Raw genomic sequence first — 21464 nt, 5'->3', positions numbered from 1 at the left:
GAAATTCAGACCGCCCGTTAAGAAGCGCCCGATCGAACCTAGAACCGGTAAGTTACTCCGACGCTGGTCAGGACCGGGTCGATGTCCAAACGGGTCCGGACAGGCGCTCCACCCAGTGAACCGGTGGCGTGCGTGGAGAAGGGAACGTATCGAACGTCGGCGTTCAGCATCCATTCTGCGCCAAGCTCATACCGAACACCCACCTGAGCCGCAGGCGCCCAACTGTCGTCAATGCTGAAATTAGCCAAAGCCCTGTCACGCGCATTCAGAAAGATGATCCGTCCGACCCCCACTCCCAGATAGGGATGAACCTTGCCAAGATTGTTGAAATGGTACTGGGCCGACAAGATGATGGGTCCATAGTTGACTTTGGCCACTGTTCCGAGCGGCTCAAGCGAACCGGCGCCGTCAATTTGCGCGGTCGGTGGTACGCCGAGAAACAAATTTCCGGCAATATTGGGCGTGACGAAATATCCGATATCAGCGGTCACCGTCGTTGCGTCTCCGATCCTCACATTCGAGCCGGGGACATGCCCTCCCGCCAAGGTGATGTCGGGCGCATTCTCACTCACCAAGACCCGGGTTGCATTCACACTTACTGCCCACCGCTTGAAATCTCCCGAGTCCTGGGCCCACGCAGGTTGAGGGGAGGCACTCAAGACGGCGAGAGCGGCGGTGTATTGCGCAAGCCTTGTATAGGTATGTGCTGCATTTTTTCTCATGAAATTATCCTCCCTATGTGCCGCCACTATTCTGGATCGGCATTTTTTGATGGATCTATACGGTTCCAACTGTCGTCCTATTTCTGCGACGAGTTAGCGGGCTGCCTCCATGTCGGTGCTGAGTGCGAGTTTCGTTTTCCCAAGAATGAGCTCGGCAGCTCTTTCCGCAATCATCATCGTCGGGGCGTTGGTGTTTCCGGCGACCAGCGTCGGCATCACCGAGGCGTCGACGACGCGAAGACCTTGCACGCCACGCACCCGGAGAGACGGATCGACGACCGACTGAGGGTCTCGTCCCATCCGGCATGTTCCCACAGGATGATAGATCGTCTCCGCTCGCCGACGGATATCCGCCACGATATCCGCCTTGCTCTGGACCGCTGGCCCAGGGACCAGTTCGGTTTTCGAGAAGGCCGCCATTGACGGCGCCGACAGAATTTGCCGGCCGATCTTCACCGCCGCGACCATGGTCTCGATGTCTTCGGGGGCAGAGAGATAGCTTGGATCGATCAGCGGATCGTCGAGCGGGTTGGGGCTTGTGAGCCCGATGCGGCCCCGACTCTTGGGGAGAAGATCGCAGACATGCAATGTATAGCCATACCCGAACGCAATTTCGCGCCCATGGTCCTTCAAAAGCGTGGGGAGAAAATGAAACTGTAGATTCGGCCGACTCCGCGAAGGTGTGCTTTTGACGAAGCCGCCCGCCTCGGCGACGTTGCTCGTTAAGAAGCCCTTTCGGAGGAAAGCGTAAGAAAACGCTCCGGACAGCGCACGCGGGATGAATGACGGTGCGATGCCGATCGGTGTATGGTCGTTCGCCTCATGCATGATTGTGATATCGAGGTGATCCTGAAGATTCTTTCCGACTGCCGGAAGGTCGACGACCACCGGAATACCGAATGCGTTCAGCTCGGCTGCGTCGCCGATACCGGAAAGCAGCAGTAGTTGCGGGGAATTGACGGCGCCGCCCGAAAGAATGACCTCACCCTCCCTGGTTCGCACATCGACGAGTTTGCCCCCCACGGCATAGGTCACGCCGACCGCTTTGCGGTCCTCCAGAATGATCCGGGTAGCCCGCGCGCCCGTGACTATCCGTAGATTGGGCCGGCCCTTGGCTTTGGAAAGAAAGGCGCGCGCGGAACTCCAGCGCCGGCCTTTGTGCTGGGTGACCTGGTACAGGCCGACGCCGTCCTGCGTCTCCCCGTTGAAATCGACGGCACGCGGAAACTGGGCCTGTTGTCCAGCCTCGACGAAGGCATCGCTCAAGGGGTTGCGGGTTCGCAGGTCACTGACGTGAAGCTCACCGTCGCCGCCATGAAACGCGTCGGTTCCAAATCTTTCGTTGGACTCCATTGCTCTGAATAGCGGCAGTACATTATCATAAGACCAGATCGGATCGGCTGCCTCGCCCCACGAATCATAGTCATCCCGGTGCCCGCGAATATAGACCATCGCATTGATCGAACTCGATCCGCCAAGGGTTTTGCCGCGCGGCCAAAACAGCCGTCGACCGCCAAGATTGGCCTGTGGCTGTGTTTCGAATGCCCAATTGAGAGTCTTGCTCTTTGCCAGCAGCGCTATCCCGATGGGCATGTGAATCAGCGGGCTGCGGTCGGACGGGCCCGCCTCAAGCAGACAGACCCGCGTCCTGGGATTGGCCGACAACCGCTCCGCCAACAAGCATCCGGCAGATCCCGCTCCAACAATAATATAGTCAAACATCCTGATCTCCAGACGGCAGCTACCGACGCCGCTCTCTTGTTTCTCGATTCAACCCAAAAAGCGGACGATTAGATTGATCAGCTTCTTTACGGCCGGGGTGTACGGCGGGAATAGAAGGCGCAGGACAGAGAATTTGTCTCTCAGAACCGCACGTTCATGGGAGAAGGCTTTGAAGCCGTAGAATCCGTGTGCCGTGCCGATACCGCTGTTGTTCACACCGCCAAACGGCAGGTTGGGATGCAAGAATTGGACGACATTGTTGTTCACGCAGACGCCACCTGAGCTGGTACTCAGTATGATATCCTCGCGAACGGCGGCGTCGTTGCTGAAGACATAGATGGCAAGCGGCTTTGGACCCGCGTTGATCGCATCGACAACGACGCTGATGTCATCATACTCGATGATCGGAAGAACCGGACCGAATATTTCTTCCTGGGAAATCGCCATCTGCGGCGTCGTCCCGCCGAGTATGGTCGGCGAGAAATAGTTCTGGCCTGGATCTCGGTCTCCGCCTTCCAGGACGGTCGCGCCGCGCGATGTGGCGTCATCGGCCAAGGCAGTCAGGCGCTCGAAATGCCGCCGGTTCACGATTCGGCAATAGTCCGGCCCGTTTTTCTGCTGGCCGTCCGTTTGCCCGTAGACCCGCCTGATCTCGAGCCGCAGCGCATCAATCAGCGCCGGGGCCTGGTCTCGAGCGACATAGACATGATCCGGAGCGATGCAGGTCTGGCCGTTATTGGCGAACTTGCCCCAGACGATCTTGCGAGCGGCTTGCTCGATATTCGCGGTCGAATCGACGATGGTCGGGGACTTGCCCCCGAGTTCAAGCGTCACGGATGTTAAATGTTTCGCCGCGGCCGCCATCACGATCTTGCCGACCTGGGGACTGCCCGTGAAGAAGATATGGTCGAAGGGCAGATCCAGCAAGGCCTGCGAAACCTGGACGTCGCCCTCGCAGACGGCGACCAGATCCCGGGGGAAGGTTTGCTCGACGATGTCCCTGATCAGGGCGGACGTCGCCGGCGTCAGTTCGGAAGGCTTGATGATGGCGGTGTTTCCGGCCGCAAGCGCGGACACCAGCGGCCCGAAACTGAGATTCACCGGATAGTTCCACGGGGAAATTATCAGGCAGACGCCCTTGGCCTGATAGCGGACCTCGGCCGCGATTCCGAACATCCCCAAAGAGCCGTGAACCCGGTGCGGTCTCAGCCAGGATCGGAGGTGGCGCCGGGCATGCGATATTTCCTGATAGACCGGGAACAGTTCGGTCAGACGCACCTCGGATTCTGGCTTCCTGAAATCCGTGTAGAGAGCTCGGATAATCTCGTCTTCCCGGGTCTTCATCGTTGCCTTTAGTCGCGACAACATAACCAGTCGCGCTTTTAGCGTGAATTTCGTCCTGTTCTCTACGGCCGATCGGCGGTGCGATGAGAACAGGGAATCGATCTCGCCGTCGGGATGAATCGGTGCCGCGGTTGTCGCGGTGACTGCATGAACGTTCACTCGGCCCTCCTCAAGGAATCCGCAAGGTTGCAAAGCGGGAAGACAAGCGTCCGCTCGAATGGGTCACCGATAAAGGTCATAATCTTCCTTGGTCGCGCCGCAGTCCGGGCAGTACCAATCGGCGGGCACATCTGCCCAACGGGTGCCAGGTGCCACGCCCGTATCGGGATCACCGAGGGCCTCATCGTAGATATGGCCGCAGGTCACGCAGTGCCATTTCGCGAACGGCACGGTTTCGACGGCACCTGACGGTTCCGCCTCCTGGTCGCCCTTGGTCATCGTTCGGCTCCGGAACCAGATTGAGGCCCCGCCTCTTCTCCGACCTCGCCCGAGTCCAGAGGGATGAAATCGGCTTTGTCGCGCACTGCGCAATCGGGACAGGCCCAATCCTCGGGGATTTGCGCCCAAGACGTATTGGGCGGGAATCCCTCGTGGGCCTCACCCCTAAGTTCATCGTAGATGTAGCTGCAATCGGGACACTGATACCGCGCCATGGCGCCTTGTTCCTTTTGTCGACTTGAGTTTTTAAAAACCTTCGGGACAGGCCGCTGACGAGGATGCGATCGCGCGGCACGCCCTTTTCAGGACGCCATCGCGGCCCGCGACTGCCGGCCGAGGAGACTCGGAACGAGCTCCTCGGCTAGTCGCCAAGGCAGGCGACTATTCGGCGGCCGCCCGCGTCGGCCGGTGTGAAGCAGCACCAAACTTGCGTTCGATCTTCTTCCTGCGCGCGCCGTCGATCTGAATCTTGCCAAGATCGCCGTCAGCCCATCCCACGACGCGGCGGTCCATGACAGATCGGAACACAGGCGGAATCAGCGCCATGAAGAACATGCCGGGGTAGCCGCTCGGCAACTCCGGCAGGCCCTCGAAGTCCCGGAGCGACTGATAGCTGCGGGTCGGGTGGGCGTGGTGATCGGAGTGCCTTTGGAGATGGAACAGGATCAGATTGGAGGCGATGTGATTGCTGTTCCAGGAATGCCGGGGCTGGGCGCGTTCATAACGTCCGTCCGCCATTTTTTCGCGCAACAACCCATAGTGCTCGATGTAGTTAGCGCTGGTCAGCTGCCACCATCCAAAGGCGATCTGGATAGGCAAGAACACCAGCAGCTTGGGGTCGGGTCCGAACGCCAGCAACAGGGACGTGTAAAGGACGATTGTAATCAGCAGCGGCGGGATGATTTCGTTGTCCAGGCTCCAGACACCCTTGTTCAAGCGCTCCAGCCGCACCTTTTCCAGATTCCAGGCGCGCTTGAAGGCGCCCGGAATTTCGCGCAGCGAAAATTTATAGATGCTTTCACCCATCCTGGACGTAGCGGGATCTTCGGGGGTCGCAACGTCGCGATGGTGGCCTTTATTGTGCTCGATGAAGAAGTGGCCGTAGCCGACCACGGCCAGAACGATCTTGGCCATCCAGCGGCCAAAGGCTTCCTTCTTGTGTCCCAATTCATGGCCGGTGTTCAGAGCCAGGCCGTTGACGATGCCCAGAGACAGCGCAAGCGCGACAACTTCCCACCAGGCCATCGGCTTGGTCACCACCCACCATGCCGAGACGATGAGTGAGGCATAATGCACTGGGACGGTAAGATAGGTTAGAACTCGATAATACCGATCCGCCTCGAGACGGGCCACGGCCGCCTCCGGGGGGTTATTCGGATCATTTCCAAACAAGACGTCCAGCGCCGGGATGACGGCATACCAGACGACCAGCGTAAAGGCGTAAAACACACTCCACCCGGTCACGCTGACAAGGTAGAGGCCAATCAGCGGCGCCGCTGGCCAGACGACCGACAACATCCATAGATAGCGCTTCCTGTCGACATAGCGATCAGGCGCGGTATAGGGAGACGGATCTCGTGCGATGGTGCTCATCAGGTACTCTCCTCATCTCAATGAAGACACACTTCACTGGACTTATTAAATCGGCTCTCATTGCCCGTTCCCACCAAATTGGATTCATCAAGGTCACGGAACAACCCCACTAAAGTGTGGTTTTAGCCGGGCGCCTCTAAAATCCTGCAGCCTTTAACCGCGTGAGGCGATTCACTGCCACCGGCGAGAGCGGGAGGCAGCGATGGTACAGCACGGTTTCTTCGATGTGGATGAGCGGCTTGCGGCATTGTCGGCGGCGGGCGACCCGCTGGACCGACTGAGTGCGGTGGTAGACTTCGAGCTGTTCCGGCCGGTGCTGGATGCGGCCCTTGCGCGGTCGGATCGCAGCACGAACGGTGCCTCGCCCTGTGACGCCCAACCCGTCAAAACCTCTGTGCAGAGGTACTAGCGGACTACCTGTTCTCGGGGCGCCGTGCAGCCGGTGCGCTACAGTAACGCACCGGCTGAAACAGTGAACGGAGACGCCGGTTTAGTGCTGCGATTGCGGGGTGCGCACGACCAAGCCTTCGAGATCGCCGGACACGGTGATCTGACACGCCAACCGCGACGCGGCGGTGACACCCTCGACCATCTCCAACATCGAGCGCTCGGCCTCGCCGATTTCTGGCAGTTTTCCCGCCAGCGGACCCTCGATGTAGCAGTGGCAGGTCGCGCAGGCGCAGGCGCCACCGCAGTCGCCGTCGATGCCGGGCACTAAGTTGTCGACCGCCGACCGCATCAGCGACTGGCCGTTTTCGGCATCAACGCTGCGCTCGGTTCCGTTGAATTCGATGAAAGTGATCTTGGTCACGTTGTAACCCTTTTAGTGTTGATCCGCATCATGCGGAAATTCGAAAAAATTGGGGATGCGGCACTCGGCCGCGCATGAAATCATACCGCCAGCGCCTTTGCTTCGATGCTGTCGTCACCCAACTGCTGCGGCGACGGCGCCTTGCGGTCCCAGATCCAGCGCTTGGCCAGGGTGAACTCGGCCGGCCGGTTGACGGCGTCGACAGCCAGTAGCCGCCCGTCCTTTAGGTAGAACGCCGCAAACGAGCGCATCGCCATGTTGCCCCGGATCACGACCTGGTCGTAGCCCTGACTCAGACCGGCGGTCTGCAGCTTGAGTTCGTACTGATCGGACCAGAACCACGGCACCTGGTCGTACGCCAGCGGTTTACCGCAGATGTCAGCCGCCGCCGTTTTGGCCTGCTCCAGAGCGTTGTGCACGGATTCAAGACGCAAGCGCCGACCGTACAGGCGGCTCGGATGGTTGCTGCAGTCGCCGACCGCATAGACCCCCGATGCCGACGCCCGGCAGAACGCGTCGACGACGATGCCGTTGTCGCAGTCGATCCCGGCCGCCTGCGCCAGCTCGACGTTTGGCAGCAGGCCGACACCGGCGACGACCAGATCGGCCTCGATCCGGTCACCCGCCGTCGACACCACCACCGCCTTGCCGTCCCGGTCCTCGATCGCGCTGACCGCGACACCGGTGCGCAGATCCACACCAGCACCGCGATGAACGTTTTCGAAGAAGCCAGCGACCTCCGGGCTGGCGACGCGCGCCAGCACCATCGGCGCCATTTCCAGGACGACCGGCCGCAGCCCGTGCTTGATCGCGACTGCCGCCACCTCCAGACCGATGTAACCGGCGCCGACGATGACGATGCACGCGCCCGGAACGAAGCGGGGACGCATCGCGTCGACATCGGCGATCGTGCGCAGATAGTGCACGGCCGGGTGATCCGCGCCCGGACACGGCAACGGCCGCGGCCGGCCGCCGGTAGCCAAGATCATATGATCGTACGTCAGTTGCCCTCCGTCCGACAGCGTCAGGCTACGGCGCCCGGCGTCGAGGCCGGTCACCTCGATGCCCAGACGCACATCGACTCCCGCGCCCTCGTAGAAGGCGGACGGCCGCATCAGCAGGCGCTCGCGCGGCAACTCGCCGGCGAGGTAGGCCTTGGACAGCGGCGGCCGCTGGTACGGCAGGCTCTGTTCGGCCGTGACGAGGGTGATGTCCCCGTCAAAGCCACCCTGCCGCAGGCTGGCCACCGCCTGCCCACCGGCGTGCCCGCCGCCGACGATCACGACGTTCGCGCTCATTGCGTCGATCGCTCAGGCATTGATCCGGACCGGCAGCGCCTCGAAGCCCTTGACGAAGGTCGAGAAAACCCGGCGCGGCTCGCCCACGACCTCGATCTGCCCGGGCTTCGGCCATCGCTTGAGCGTTTCCTCCCACAGCACGCGCAACTGCATCTCCGCGAGGCGATTGCCGACACAGCGATGGATGCCGAAGCCGAACGACAGGTGATGACGCGGATTGGCACGGTCGATGATGAACCGGTCGGCGTTCTCGATCTCGTCGCCGTCACGGTTGCCCGAGACGTACCACATCACAACCTTATCGCCCTTCTTGATCTGCTTGCCGCCGAGTTCGAAGTCTTCCAGCGCCGTGCGGCGCATGTGCGCCAGCGGCGTCTGCCAGCGGATGATTTCCGATACCATCGACGGAATCAGTGTCGGGTCCGCGCACAACTTGCGGTATTCCTCCGGATTCTCATTGAGCGCGAGCAGGCCACCGCTCATCGAGTTGCGAGTGGTGTCGTTGCCGCCGACGATCAGCAGCACCATGTTGCCCATGAACTCTTCCGGGCTCATGTTGCGGGTGTTTTCCGAGTGCGCCAGCATCGACAGCAGATCGGGCTGCGGATCAGAGTTCGCACGCTCGTTGAACAGCTTGGTCATATAGGCGCCGCACTCTTGGATCTCCTTGATGCGCTGCTCTTCGGTCTCGACCCCGCAGGTGCCGAGTTCGCAAGTCGTGACGTCTGACCAGTGCGTCAGCTTGGTGCGATCCTCGAACGGGAATCCGAACAGCGTCGCCAGCATCTGCGCGGTCAGGTTGATCGAGACGCGCTCGACCCAGTTGAAGGTCTCACCGGCCGGCAGCGCATCGAGTGCATTCTGGGTGCGCTGACGGATCAGGCCTTCGAGCTTGGCGAGGTTTTCCGGCGCGACGATCGGGGTCACCGTCTTGCGCTGCACGTCATGCTTGGGCGGATCCATCGCGATGAACATCGGCAGCGACGCCGCCGCATTGTTGTCCATGATCGTGATGCCGCCGGAGCGGGACGCGGACGAGAACACCTTGTGGTTGGTTTCCACGCTCATGATGTCCTTGAACCTGGTGACCGACCAGTACGGCCCGTACTGGCTGTCATTGCAGTAGTGAACCGGATCTTCCTTGCGCAAGCGCTCGAAGTAGGGCCACATCATGTTGTCGCGGAACAGCGCCGGATCGGCGACGTTGATCCTGTCCAGCGGAATCGAATATGCATCGGCGCGATCGGCGGTCGCAGCAGCCTGAGTCATCTCCTGGTCTCCTTCTGAGTCATCTCTAGTCTCCTAGTCTTCTTTTTGGGCGCAGCGGCGGGCTTCGATACCAGCAAGGTGCTGGCGCCGGTTCGGTGGACGGATTTCATGCGATGGTGCTCATCCGGCGTTCTCCTCATCCCATTGGAAGACACATTCACTGTGTTCTAAAATCAGTTCTAATTGACAGTCCTCAGCGAATGGGGTTCGGCAAGGCACGGAACAACCCCACTAAAGTGTGGTTTTCAACCCCTCCCCTTCAGGCCCCCTTATGCTTGGAGCAGGCTCGCAGGCGCGGCGGGTGCTTTGACATCCCGCGCGAGGCGCTCGGTTTGGGCGAGAGGGCTTCTATGAGCCGATCGGACGCGCATGTGGTGATCTTTGGCGCGGGCCACGCCGGGGGAAACGGTCGCCGCCCTGCTTCGTCAATATTGGTTTGAGGGAGCCGTAACGCTGGTCGGCGAGGAACTCATCGCGCCTTATCATCGCCCGCCGCTGTCCAAAGCGTGGCTCCGGAACGGTCCCGGCGCCGCATCGCTCCGCTTGAAGCCGGTGGAATTCTACGCCGGACACGGCATTGGCCTCCGACCTGGTGTTCGCGCGGAAAAGCTGACGCGTCAAACCAAGGCAGTTCATCTCTCGACGGGCGAAGTCCCGAACTGGGCAACCCGCCTTCGCCCTGAAGGAGATCGCGGAGATCGCAGCCTAACTAACAGCCGGAGATTGAAAGTTGATGACACGGACACTGCCTTGAACGCATACGAACGGCGAGTGAGGGCCTGCGGTCGGCCAACCCAATCGGCCCAAAGCCCACACTAAAGAGTGGTTCTGGATTGCACACGGGCGGCCTGCTGCTATAGTTCCGCCCCGATGACGCATGTAAAAACAGACACAGCATCTGCGAAAGTGAGAGGCATTCGAGCGGATGAGCCTGCGTCGACTCATCCGCTCGGATTTGAGATGCGGCCTCGGGAGACCGACTCTAGCCCGCGACAAAGGGCACAGCCTCCCACAGGCTCTATCAATGAGCGAGTGGCGTCGTTGGCCTCCGGATGCCTTTCGCGCCCTCGCCTCTTCGCTGCCGAAAAGCCGACGCGCTGCTATCTCCTTCGGGCGCCTCAAGGTTACGGAAAGACTGTCGCGATGGCACAGCATTGGGCCGATCGTCGACAAGTCTGTGCTGCGGCGGCATGGGTTTCCATCAAAGAATGCCGGGGCGATCTGCAACTCCTCGCGGACCGTATCTGCGCGCAGCTCGCCGCTACCCAAGAGGCCGGCGGCCACGACACGCCGCCCCCGCCGCGGCCGAGAGAATGTCCTCGCAGCCTCTATGACCTCGCCACTTGGCTATGGGAGACCAAGGATCGACTAGGATCGAAGGTTCTCATCTGTTTCGATGATCTCGAATTTGATCTGCATTCGATAGACGAGATCGAGGCCTTCATGCTGGCGACGCCAGCCGAAGTGGAATTCATCGCGGCAAGCTCGGCAGACATCGGCTTTGCGCGCATGAAAGCGCGACGAGAAACCCACGAGCTAAGACATGACGCGCTTGCCTTCAATTTCGACGAAGCAAAAGCAGTCGGGCTCACGGAGGAAAGGCGAGCAGTCTCAGAAGTTGAAACTTATTCGCTTTGGAAGCGCGCCCAAGGCTGGCCAGAGATATTCTGCCTTTTGATGCAAGCAGCATCGGAGAACCACTCAACCAATCGCCTTATAGTCAACAGCATCACAGGCGTAGATATTGACTTGGATAAATATTTCCGGAGCACAATACTACACTCACTTCCGAATGATATTCGAGAATTTTGTCTCTGCGCCTCCATTCTTGGATCGGTATCAGCAGAATATTTCAACCATGCGTTCCAACGAAATGATGCAGCTTATTTTATAGACAAACTTTCCACCGAGCAGATGCTTCTCCAGCCTCTGGACCGATCGCAGACAGCTTATGAGTTCCACCCTTTGCTTCGCGAATTTCTAGAGCACAGATTCTCGGTGGAGAACCCCGGCATGAAGCCGAACCTGCTCGCCCGCGCCGCCCAATGGCAAAGACAAAACAACAACATTCGCGACAGCATCAATCTCTCCTTACGCGCGGGTGAGAACGAATCGGCCGCTGATGTTGCGTCTGAAAATATGATGGATATTGCTCTGCGGGAAGGCGAGATAGATCAAATCCAGTTTTGGCAAGGCAGTTTTTCCGCTGCTGTCATTTCGGGTTCTCCAACAATCGCCCTTGGCCTGGCCTGGGCCCAGATTTTTAGTCACGACCACCGGCGGGCGAGTGGGCTGTTGGCCGATTTGCGGGCCACGGAACTTAGCGGTCTTGATCAACAAGTAAGCCGACAAATAGAGTGCTGGTGCGACCTCATCGAAGCCATCGGAGAAGCAACCGGCGACAATCTGTCGGAAAGTCGGCGTCAGTGCGAAGCCTGGATGAAAGTCTATAACGAGGCGGACCTCGTCAGCAAAGGTGCTGTGCTCACCTGTCTTTGCTTCCTTGCGGCCAGCGAGCACCGGTTTGGTGATTTAAGGACACTGTCCTTGGAGACGTCATCGGTAAACAACATCGCGGATCACCACTACGCACTGGGATGGCTTTACGGCGCCATGATTCTCGCCGAGCTTTCAAGAGGAGATATGCGCGCAGGTGCTGCCTTACTCAAAAAAGCGCGCGGTGACGAAAATGCTCAAATTAACACGACCCCTTTCTCAGTAAACCTTCTGAACACGCTGGAACTAGAAATTCAGTACGAGGCGAACCAACTTGACGGCATAGAAGCACACGTCGACGAGATTCTTGATTTTGTACGGCGGCATGGCATTGTCGATTTTACATTCTCGGCCTATCGCACCGCTGCAGCAATTGCCCGCTGCAAGGGCAATCCAAAACGTGCTGCCGAGCTTCTTAACGAGATGCGCGTGATAGCGGGAGAATCTGGTTTCGTCCGGCTTGAGGTCCTGGCGCGACTGACGCTCGCGGATATGTTCGTTGCAGAGAGCGCGGAGCAGGCGCTCTCCACCTTGCCGAACCACAATCACCCAATTTTTCTCTCGACACATGGACCGTATCTCCGCGCACGGCAATCGCTGACCGAAGCGCGCATTGCGGCGCGACAGGGGAAGTTTCACCTTTCCAACCGCTTTGCAAACGTCGCTTTAGACCACGCACGCCGATCAGAACTTGGCCGGCTGGAGGTTGCGGCGTTACTCTGCACCGCCGTTGCTTGTGCCGGGACAGGAAGATCGGCCGTGTCTGAACAGCGCGTAGCCGACGCGATCGCCATTGCTTCGCGACTTGGATGTTATCGCACATTCCTCGATGAACGGTGGCATCTGGAAGCGCTTGGACCCATCTCGACGCCACTGTTGAATCTCATTCCGAGCGAGGAGGAATTGGGGCGTCGAGAACCCGCGCCCGGCGACTATCGCGTCCGCTCGCCGAGAAGCACAACTTCGGTTGTGCTCACGAGAAAGGAACTGGCGATGCTTCAAAGGATAAGAGAAGGCCTCTCTAATCGTGACATCGCGTCCAAGCATCGCATAAGTGAAGACACCGTCAAATGGCACATTCGCAATCTATTTGCCAAACTGGCAGTCAAGAACAGAGTCCAAGCGCTGCTGGAATCGGAGAGGCTCGGAATTCTACAGTAAAACTACCCGCGACCATGAGCGCTACACGATTTCAGAGGTCGTTCCTTCGCCAAATCACCCTCCGGTTCCGCTTCGCTCCACCTGCAGCCAACACTGGCGAGGGAGACAACGATGCGCTAACACTTAAGCGGGACCGCCCGGTGGAGGCGATCGAAATGCGGGCTGTCGGGTCGGGCGCAGAAATGAGATCACCTATGAATGAACCAAGCCGAGCGATCTTCAGAACAACCGATGGCCTCGACCTCGCCGCAGATATGTATGGTCGGCCAACGCGCGGCTCAGTACTCATGGCGCACGGCGGCGGCCAGACACGGCATGCCTGGGCCAAGACGGCGGCGGCGCTTGCGGATCGGGGCTGGGAAGTGGTCACGCTCGATCTTCGCGGCCATGGCGAGAGTGGCTGGTCACCGACGGGCGACTACGGGATTCAGCGGTTCTCGGAAGATCTCGCGGAGGTCGCGCGCGCGATGGGTGGCCGTCCGGCGTTGATCGGCGCGTCGCTCGGCGGTCTCGCCGGACTGTACGCGGAGGCCGAGATCGCGCCCGGGGGTTTCAGCTCGATCACCCTGGTCGACATCGTTCCGAACATGGACCCAGACGGCGCCGCCAAGGTCATGGAGTTCATGAACGCCCATGTCGCCCAGGGATTTGGCAACCTTGAAGAGGCCGCAGACGTCATTGCGGCCTATCTACCTCACCGACCGCGGCCAGCGGATCATTCTGGACTGGCCAAGAACCTGCAGCAGGGCGATGACGGGCGGTTCCGCTGGCATTGGGATCCCGGCGTTGTCTCTGGCATGCAAAGCTGTCGATCCTTGCGGGATGCCGACGCGTTCCAAGCCCGATTGACCGGCTTGACGCTTCCGGTGCATCTCATCAGGGGTCGGCTGAGCGAGTTGGTTTCTCGGGAGGCGGCGGAAACCTTCGTCGCGCAGCTTCCGAACGGAAAGTTCACCGATGTCGCCGGCGCGTCGCACATGGTAGCTGGTGATCGCAACGACGCCTTTCTCAGCGCCGCGGTCGGATTTCTTGAGCGGCTGGACCGGCAGACGCGAGCCTATGACGGCTGAAGCCTTACCGAACGTCTTCGCCCTGACTCCTCTCGACCCGAAGTTCAGAGCCGATCCCCATGATGCGCTCAACGACCTGCGAACATGTTGCACCGTGAATTGCGATAAGGCGACCTCCGGCTCATCAAGGTCGCCGCCCGCATCGTCGAAACCGCCAGCCGTATCCGCATCGCCTTCGCCAGCGCTTGCCCCGAGGCTGGGCTCTACCGCGAGCTTGCCATCGCGCTTCGCGCCGCCAGCTAACCCCTGAACGGCGCGGCCGTGCCCGCCAACAATCCCCTCAGCCCAACCCCCAGCCATGCAAAACAGCGATGAAACAGGCGCCACAGCCGACCGTGTCCGACTCACCCCGACACGCCAGGACAAACCCCCGACAATCCCTATCGGCCAGCCTCGAGAATAAGGCGGGTTAGGAGTTTCGCCAAAAAGTACCTTTGGATCAATGATGACTGGTTTGCCGAGCAGCGAGTTGGCACATGCGCTTAGCCCCACATCATCGTGCTGGCCCAATCAGGTCGAGCGCTTCTTCGCCCTGCTGACCGAAAAGAGGATCAAAACGAGGGGCCGATAGCTCCAGGAGGGCGCTAATCGAGGACATCGAAAGCTTCATCGACAACACACATCCAATCGACAAAGCTGCAAGCTCGCCTGTCGTCTCTTGGCTCAGTTGGTTTATCCACTCACCCCCATCGCTAGTGCTTTTTGCAGCGCGACGAACTGTGTCGTCAGGGCCATCCGGGCCTGAATCTGTAGATCCGCAGCCGCCAACTGATCGTTTTCGGCGGCAAGCGCGGCAAGCGCGGACGACCGCCCTGCACGCCAGGATTGCTGGGCGAGGCCAGCGCTGTGGTCCGCCAGCAGAGAGTTGCGCGTCTGCATCGCGAATGCCTTGCGCGCCTGGCCGAATCTGTTGAGTGAACTTTCCGCATCCTGAAGGGCCACGAGCACGGCGGCGCGATACGCTGCCGCCGCCTCATCGCGACCGGCGACGGCCTGCAACACGCCCGCCCGCCCGCGTCCAAAATCGGCAAGGTTCCATTGGATCGTCGGACCGGCGAGCGACCAGAGATTGTCGGCACTCGCAATATCGCCCTTCATGGCGCTGCCAAGACCGACCACGCCTGCCAGGCTGACCTTGGGCATCCGCGCGGCTTCCGCCACGCCAATCCCGGCATTGGCGGCATGCAGGTGCTGCTCGGCCGCCCGGATATCGGGCCTGCGGGCGAGCATGGCGGTGGGATCGCCGACCGGGACGGCGGCGGGGGGAAGCGGAACCGGGCCCGTGCCATCGAGCATGGCATCGAGCGCGCCAGGGGCTTCTCCCAGCAGCACGGCTATCGCGTCCTTGCGATCGTTCCGGTCCGCTTCCAGAGCCGCGATGGCTTGCCGCCGGACTTCCACGGTGCGATCGGCCTGATCGCGCTCGATGCGCGACAGCTTGCCCGCGCCTTCAAGCTGCGCCGTGAGGTTCGCGATCTTCTGCTGGTTGGCAAGCAGACGGCGCGCGAGGTCCAGACGTTGTCGGCTGGCGCGCAGGGCAAGATATTGGCGCGCGATCTCCGCAGTCAGGCTGAGGCGGGTATTCTCCGCATCGGCCTGCGCGGCCTCGAATTGCGCGCGCGTGGCCTCGATATTCCGCCGCGCTCCACCGAATAGATCGATTTCCCAAAGGGCGTCGAAGCCTGCGAGGAAGAGCGACGAGGACTTGGCCTCTCCACCCGTCACCAATCTCGATGCCTGGATATTCCCGGCCCCTGCCCCGGTGCCGACACCCGGCGCCAATGCCGCGCGCGAGCTTCGCAGATGGGCCCGCGCCTGCCGGACACGCGCTTCGGCGATATCGATCGCCGGGTTGGAGGACAGCGCCCGCCCGATCAGTTGATCGAGCAGCGGATCGTTCAATTCCCGCCACCATGGCGTCAGTTGCGGCGTGGCGGGCATCGAAACCTGATCCGTCCGCAAGAAGGAATTGCCCATCGAGGCGGGGGGTGGCGGTGCACCTTTGTAATTCGGCCCCATCATACATCCGCCGAGTGTGGGCAACAGCAGGAGCGGAGGGACAAAGACAAGCGCACGCATCGACAGTATCTCCGGTTCAGGGCCGTAGCGACGCAAGCTTGCTGGACAGCCACGGACGAATCACTTACTAACCGACTTAACGGTCGTTCAACAAGTGAGCATTCCATGTCCGACATGCGGTCCCAATTACTCGAAACCGCCGCCCGGCTTTTCGCCGAGCGCGGCTACGAAGCCGTGTCGATGCGCAATATCGCCAGACTGGTCGGGGTGACCCAGGCGAACCTCTATTATCACTTCCGGGACAAGGCCGACCTGATCGAGGCCACCCTCGCCTCGGTGTTCGAGGCTTGCGCCCGCGATCTGGATGCGTGGCTGGCCCAGCACCCTTCGAACCAGCTCGAGGCTTTTGTGCGATGGTTCGTCCGGAGGCTGATGACCGACCGGATATTCGCCCGCCTGCTGTATCGAGAACTGCTGGATGGAGACGAAGCCCGCATCGCCACCCTTTCACGCACGGTACTTCGGCAACCATTCCAATCGATCGTCGCTGCAGTGGAGCAAGGCAGAACGGACATATCTGCCAAGGAGGTCGCGTTGTCGCTGGTTGGCTTCGCGCTTGGACAGGTCCTGATCCTGCCCCTCGCCCCCGGCCTGACCGGAGACAGCGAGAGGTCCGAATCCGTGGATCAGGTGGCCTCTCAACTTCTCGCCCTGATCCAGTCCGCTTCGGTGGTTGGCTGACATGGAGCGCAAGCACCGTGTGGCGAAGGCGATCGCCCTGTCGTTTCCTATCCTTCTCGCAAGCTGCGGCGGTGGGGACCAGACATCGCAATCGGCGGAACCTCCCGCCGTCAACCTGCCCGTGACGACTGCATCCCTGACGACATCCATGGACGGAACTGCCGCGAGCGGCACGGTCGAATCCGATGATCGCGTGCAACTCGTGGCCCGCGCCTCGGGCACTATCCGGGCACCCGACCTTTATGACGGCCAGCCCGTCAGGCGCGGGCAAATCCTTGCGACCATCGACGCGCGGCAGGCCGAGGCCGCTGTTCGGCGCGCCAGCGCCGCGCTGGATGCGGCGCTGGCCGAACAACGCAATGCGCATGGGGATGTCACGCGCGATGCACCGCTCGCCCAAAGCGGTGCCTTGGCGATGGATGCCTATCGCAAAGAACAGCTTCGAGACAGCGCGGCCGCCGCCGGAGTCACCCAGGCACAGGCGGCACTCACCGCTGCCCAGGTGGACCTCGCCTACACCTCGGTTGCCAGCCCTTTCGACGGTTTCGTCGTTTCCCGGCAAATCCGCGACGGAGACATGGTGATGCCAGGATCGCCGCTGGTGACGGTGGAGAGCCGTGGCCAATTGGTGTTCCGCTTTGCCGCGCCCCAGGCCAGTCTCGGGATGTTCGTGCCGGGAGCGGCGACTCCCGTGCTGCTCGACGGGCGCGAAGATCGCCCCGTAACCGGCAAGGTCCGGGGCGTCGTCCCCTCCGCGGACCCGGCTACCCGCCGCTACACGGTAGAGATCGTTCTTCCCGCCGATAGCGGAATCATGCCGGGCATGTTCGGTCGCGTCCGGCTCCCATCGGCGACGAATCACGGGGTCAGCGGAGATACCGTCGCGGTGCCTGCCGCCGCGATCACCGACCGCGGCGGGCTGACCGGGGTTTTCGTGGTGGGCCAGGACAAGCGTCTCACCTTCCGCTGGGTGCGGCCGGGTGACCGGCTGGGCGATCGGGTCACCGTAACCTCCGGCCTGTCGGCTGGTGAACGCATCCTCGCCCGTGTCGATCGGACCGTTCGGGACGGCGCACGCCTCGCCGGCGGAGCCACGCGATGACCGAGGCGCCGCTCAATTTAGCGGGCCGCCTTGCCAGGACATTCATCACCTCCAAGCTGACGACCGTCTTCCTGCTGGCCGCGCTGCTGCTCGGCGCGCTCGCCGTGTTGCTGACCCCGCGCGAGGAAAATCCCCAGATCGTGGTGCCCGGTGCGATGGTCACGGTCGCCCTGCCCGGCGCCACCGCCGAAGAGGTGGACCGGCTGGTGGTGGCACCGCTTGAAGGCGTGCTCAGCGAGATGACCGGGCTCGACCACAGTTACGGCACTGCCCAACCCGGCCTCGGCACGGTGCAGGTGCAGTTCAAGGTCGGCCAGCCGCCCGAGGATTCGCTGGTCAAGCTCTACAACCGGGTGATCGCCAACCGCGGCAGGCTTCCCGCCGATGCGGCTATCCCACTGATCCAGGCGGTCGATGCCGACGATGTGCCCATCGTTACCGTGACCCTCGCTTCCTCCGCCTATGACGACTTCGGCCTCAAGCGATTGGCGGATTCGATGGCTGAGCGCCTGCGCAGCACGCCGGGCGTTTCGGTGGTTTCCGTCTATGGCGGGCGCAACCGAGAGATTGATGTCGCGCTCGATCCGGTCCGATTGCAGTCCTTCTCGATCTCGCTCGCCGAGGCACGCGGAGCGCTGGGCGCCTCCGATGTGGGCCTCAACCTCTCTGGGCCGGCACGGGCGGGCCGACTGGAACGACTGCGCTACTCCGGCGAGCTGGGATCGGTGGCGGCGGTACGCGATCTCGTGATCGGGGTGCGCAATGGCCGCACGATCAAGATCGGAGATGTCGCAACCATCTCCGACGGCCCGCATGTCGAAATCACGCGCCTCAGCCGTTTCGGATTTGCGGCGGGCGACCCGCGCGCCAAGCTCGGTGAAGGCGAAATGCCCGCCGTCACCATCGCCATTGCAAAGAAGAAGGGTGAGAATGCGGTCACCGTGTCCGAAGCCGTGGCCAATCGGGTCGCGCGGATGCAGGCCAGCTTCATCCCGCGCGCGGTCCATGTCGTAACCACCCGCGACGACGGCCAGAAAGCCGACGAGGCCGTCAACGCGCTGATGGAGCATCTGGCGATCGCGCTGATTACCGTCAGCTTCATCATGCTGTTGTTCCTCGGCTGGCGCGAGGCGCTGATCGTGTCCGTCACCGTTCCGGTCATCTTCTCGATCACGCTCGGAGCGGACCTGCTCGGCGGGGTGACGATCAACCGCATCACCCTGTTCGCGCTTATCCTGGCGCTGGGCCTGCTCGTCGATGCCTCGATCGTCGTGATCGAGAACATCCACCGCCACTACCATCACGAGCGCTCCGACGCTTCGCAGGAGGATGTGACCGTCCTTGCCACCAACGAGATCGGCGGCGCCACCAATCTCGCGACATTTGCCGTGATGCTGGTGTTCGCGGCCCTGCTGCTCGTGACCGGCATGGCGGGCGATTATTTCTATCCCATCGCCTATAATGTGCCGATCGCGATGCTCGCGTCGATCATTGTCGCCTATATCGTCACGCCCTGGGCAGCGAACCGCTGGGTCAAGCGACCTGCCTCTACCGGCGGCATATTGGATGATGGAAGCGCGGAAGAGGCCGGTGCTCATGCGGAGCGCAAGCCCGACAAGTTGCGGGACGCCTATCTCTGGCTGATCCGACCGCTTCAGGAGCACTCAAAGGCACGTCGTGCCCTGATGATCGGCGCGGTCGTTGCCCTGCTCCTTTCGATCGCGCAAGGCGGCTGGCAGTTCATCCGCCCGGCGGGCGTCGGCGGGCCGGTGCCGCCGCTTGGGGTTGCCATGGGCTTCCTTCCCAAGGACAACAAGAACACCTTCAACATCGTGATCACCATGGCCGAAGCCAGCCCCGTCGAGAATACGGCCCGGATGGTTCACGAGATCGACGGCCTGCTTGCCGCCAATCCGCTGGTGGTGAACTACCAGAACTGGATCGGCCAGGCTGGGGTCCCGGATTTCAATGGATTGATGCAGGGAACGGCGGCTCGCACGGGTGAGAATGTCGCCGAAATCCGCGTCAACCTCCTGGACAAGCACCAGCGTTCGGAAAGCTCGATCACGTTCGTCCGCGAATTGCGTCTGAAGATCGAAGCCATTCGGACCCGCTATCCGGGCGCCCGGGTGAGACTGGTCGAGGATCCGCCGGGGCCACCGGTGCGTGCGACGGTGCTCGCCGAATTGCACGGCGAAGATCTCGTGGGCTTGCGCCGGCTGGCGAAGCAGGTGGAAGCCGAGTTCGCCAACACCTATGACATGGTCGATATCTCGAACAGCGAGCCTACCGACGTGTCGCAATGGCGCTTTGTTCCTGACCGCGAGAAAGCAGCGCTCTCCGGCGTGTCAGCTGCCGATATTGCCGAGGTTCTGGGACTTGTCTATGATGGCCAGGTGGTCGGGCGTGCCCATATCGATCCAGAGCGCAACCCCGTTCCGATCCGCGCCTATGTGCCGCGCGCGGATCAGCCCGCCCCCGCACGGCTCGAAGGCCTCTACGTGACCAGCAGGGACGGCCGCCAGATACCGCTGGCCGAATTGGTCCGGCGCACACCATCGACCGCCGACAAGCCGGTCCAGCGCAAGGACAATGAGCGCGTGATCTTCATCGGAGGAGAACTTGCGCAGAGCGTGCCGGTCTATGCGGTGCTCGATCTCAACCGGCGCTTGTCGAGATTGCGCACCCCGGACGGGCAGCCGCTCGCCACCGGCAATCTCAGCCTCAGCGAAAAGGCACCTGACATCATCGACGGCTACCAACTGCTATGGAGCGGCGAAATGCGGATGACGCTCGATATCTACCGCGACATGCTGATGGCGCTCGGGGCGGCGCTGACGGCGATCTATTTCCTACTGGTTGCTTATTATCGCTCGTTCCTCACCCCGCTGATTGCCATGTCCGCAGTGCCTCTGGGGGTCATCGGCATCTTTCCGGGCCACTGGCTGCTGAAAACCGACTTTTCGGCGACCTCCATCGTGGGCATCATCGCACTGTCCGGCGTGGTGATCCGCAACTCGCTGCTCATCATCGACTTCATCCAGGATAACCAGAAACATGGCATGCCGCTGGCGGAGGCGGCGCGGATGGCCGGCGCGGTCCGCCTGCGGCCGATCCTGCTCACCACGCTTGCCATCGTGCTGGGCTCGGCGATCATGATCCCCGATCCCGTGTTCGGCGGCCTTGCGATCTCGCTGATCTTTGGCACGCTCGTCTCGACCGTGCTCACTGTCTTCGTGGTGCCGATCCTCTATGAGCGCCTCATGCGCGCATGAGGCTTCCGTCCCATGCCGCGGCCCTAGGAAAGACGTTTGCGACGCAGGCTGACGAGCACGAGGATCGCCGCGCGCCGGATCCCGGTAGCGGGGCTTCCAATTCGGCTTACGTCGCGTGGTCGATATGTTCCAGCAGCGCCGCTGGCGGCGCATGGTCCGGCCTTCTCGCAAGATTGCGATAATGCCACGCGGCCTCTTCAAGGATGGAATCCGCTTCGATCCGGGCGTCTTTGGGACGACTTGATCTCAGCCCGGCCAGTTCGGCGGGCGAAAGGCCGGCCCTGAGATCGCGCAGTGCTCAGCCGTTGGCGGGCTGTCGAATGCCCCGCGCGTCGTGAGGAGGGCGAGCCGATGGCCCACCCAGCCTCCCACAGCGGCGAGAAGCCCGGCGATCTCGGGCGAA

At 61.6% G+C, this 21464-nt stretch carries 15 protein-coding genes and 1 pseudogene; 6 read left to right on the top strand and 10 right to left on the bottom strand.

Translation table 11 applies throughout. The features are described 5' to 3' along the window. Positions 1–38 precede the first annotated feature (38 nt). The 6 genes from H5V43_RS03555 to H5V43_RS03530 all read right to left on the bottom strand — a co-directional run bounded on the left by H5V43_RS03555 (position 39) and on the right by H5V43_RS03530 (position 5819). On the bottom strand, positions 39–722 hold the full coding sequence (locus H5V43_RS03555; RefSeq protein WP_043154047.1) for an OmpW/AlkL family protein: 684 nt from the start codon (positions 720–722) through the stop codon (positions 39–41). Between the two features lie 93 nt (positions 723–815). After that, positions 816–2444 (bottom strand): GMC family oxidoreductase, encoded by a 1629-nt coding sequence (locus H5V43_RS03550; RefSeq protein WP_025549961.1) that lies wholly within the window; start codon positions 2442–2444, stop codon positions 816–818. A 48-nt stretch (positions 2445–2492) separates the two neighbouring features. Further along, complete coding sequence (locus H5V43_RS03545; RefSeq protein WP_025549962.1) at positions 2493–3947, bottom strand: aldehyde dehydrogenase family protein; 1455 nt, start codon at positions 3945–3947, stop codon at positions 2493–2495. Positions 3948–4010: 63 nt separating this feature from the next. Next, positions 4011–4226 (bottom strand): rubredoxin, encoded by a 216-nt coding sequence (locus H5V43_RS03540; protein ID WP_025549963.1) that lies wholly within the window; start codon positions 4224–4226, stop codon positions 4011–4013. Then, positions 4223–4441 carry a rubredoxin gene (locus H5V43_RS03535; protein ID WP_119748555.1) on the bottom strand — a complete coding sequence of 73 codons (219 nt, stop codon included), beginning with the start codon at positions 4439–4441 and terminating at the stop codon, positions 4223–4225. The genes H5V43_RS03540 and H5V43_RS03535 overlap by 4 nt, the downstream gene beginning before the upstream one ends. Positions 4442–4607: 166 nt before the next feature. After that, positions 4608–5819: an alkane 1-monooxygenase gene (locus tag H5V43_RS03530; RefSeq protein ID WP_193666769.1), complete on the bottom strand. Its 1212-nt coding sequence runs from the start codon at positions 5817–5819 to the stop codon at positions 4608–4610. Positions 5820–6021: 202 nt separating this feature from the next. Between H5V43_RS03530 and H5V43_RS23455 the strand changes: the two are divergent. Then, positions 6022–6192 (top strand): annotated as a pseudogene (locus H5V43_RS23455) (IS5/IS1182 family transposase); the annotation flags it as partial. Between the two features lie 117 nt (positions 6193–6309). On the opposite strand, the gene H5V43_RS03525 reads toward H5V43_RS23455, so the two are convergent. The 3 genes from H5V43_RS03525 to H5V43_RS03515 all read right to left on the bottom strand — a co-directional run bounded on the left by H5V43_RS03525 (position 6310) and on the right by H5V43_RS03515 (position 9197). Beyond that, positions 6310–6630, bottom strand: a complete 321-nt coding sequence (locus H5V43_RS03525; RefSeq protein ID WP_025549965.1) for a 2Fe-2S iron-sulfur cluster-binding protein — start codon at positions 6628–6630, stop codon at positions 6310–6312. 80 nt (positions 6631–6710) lie between these two features. Then, complete coding sequence (locus H5V43_RS03520; RefSeq protein WP_025549966.1) at positions 6711–7928, bottom strand: NAD(P)/FAD-dependent oxidoreductase; 1218 nt, start codon at positions 7926–7928, stop codon at positions 6711–6713. 12 nt (positions 7929–7940) lie between these two features. After that, the gene (locus H5V43_RS03515) at positions 7941–9197 is read right to left on the bottom strand and encodes a cytochrome P450 (protein WP_025549967.1); all 1257 of its coding nucleotides are present in this window, start codon (positions 9195–9197) and stop codon (positions 7941–7943) included. A 1143-nt stretch (positions 9198–10340) separates the two neighbouring features. Between H5V43_RS03515 and H5V43_RS03510 the strand changes: the two genes are divergently transcribed. Both H5V43_RS03510 and H5V43_RS03505 read left to right on the top strand, forming a co-directional pair. Further along, on the top strand, positions 10341–12854 hold the full coding sequence (locus tag H5V43_RS03510; RefSeq protein ID WP_210769463.1) for a winged helix-turn-helix domain-containing protein: 2514 nt from the start codon (positions 10341–10343) through the stop codon (positions 12852–12854). Between the two features lie 194 nt (positions 12855–13048). Then, on the top strand, positions 13049–13924 hold the full coding sequence (locus tag H5V43_RS03505; RefSeq protein ID WP_025549969.1) for an alpha/beta fold hydrolase: 876 nt from the start codon (positions 13049–13051) through the stop codon (positions 13922–13924). 672 nt (positions 13925–14596) lie between these two features. On the opposite strand, the gene H5V43_RS03495 is transcribed toward H5V43_RS03505, so the two are convergent. Next, complete coding sequence (locus H5V43_RS03495) at positions 14597–16003, bottom strand: efflux transporter outer membrane subunit (protein WP_033963035.1); 1407 nt, start codon at positions 16001–16003, stop codon at positions 14597–14599. Between the two features lie 105 nt (positions 16004–16108). On the opposite strand from H5V43_RS03495, the gene H5V43_RS03490 reads away from it, so the two are divergent. From H5V43_RS03490 to H5V43_RS03480, 3 genes are read left to right on the top strand one after another with little or no spacing between them, the layout of a single operon-like run. Further along, positions 16109–16684 (top strand): TetR/AcrR family transcriptional regulator, encoded by a 576-nt coding sequence (locus H5V43_RS03490; protein ID WP_025549970.1) that lies wholly within the window; start codon positions 16109–16111, stop codon positions 16682–16684. 1 nt (position 16685) lies between these two features. Beyond that, the gene (locus H5V43_RS03485) at positions 16686–17786 is read left to right on the top strand and encodes an efflux RND transporter periplasmic adaptor subunit (RefSeq protein ID WP_063872397.1); all 1101 of its coding nucleotides are present in this window, start codon (positions 16686–16688) and stop codon (positions 17784–17786) included. Further along, on the top strand, positions 17783–21061 hold the full coding sequence (locus H5V43_RS03480; protein WP_043151354.1) for an efflux RND transporter permease subunit: 3279 nt from the start codon (positions 17783–17785) through the stop codon (positions 21059–21061). The genes H5V43_RS03485 and H5V43_RS03480 overlap by 4 nt, the downstream gene beginning before the upstream one ends. The last annotated feature ends 403 nt before the right edge of the window (positions 21062–21464 follow it).

It is taken from the genome of Sphingobium fuliginis, assembly GCF_015074805.1.
Taxonomy (GTDB): Bacteria; Pseudomonadota; Alphaproteobacteria; order Sphingomonadales; family Sphingomonadaceae; genus Sphingobium; species Sphingobium fuliginis.
This window is presented reverse-complemented; position numbering and strand designations above follow the sequence as displayed.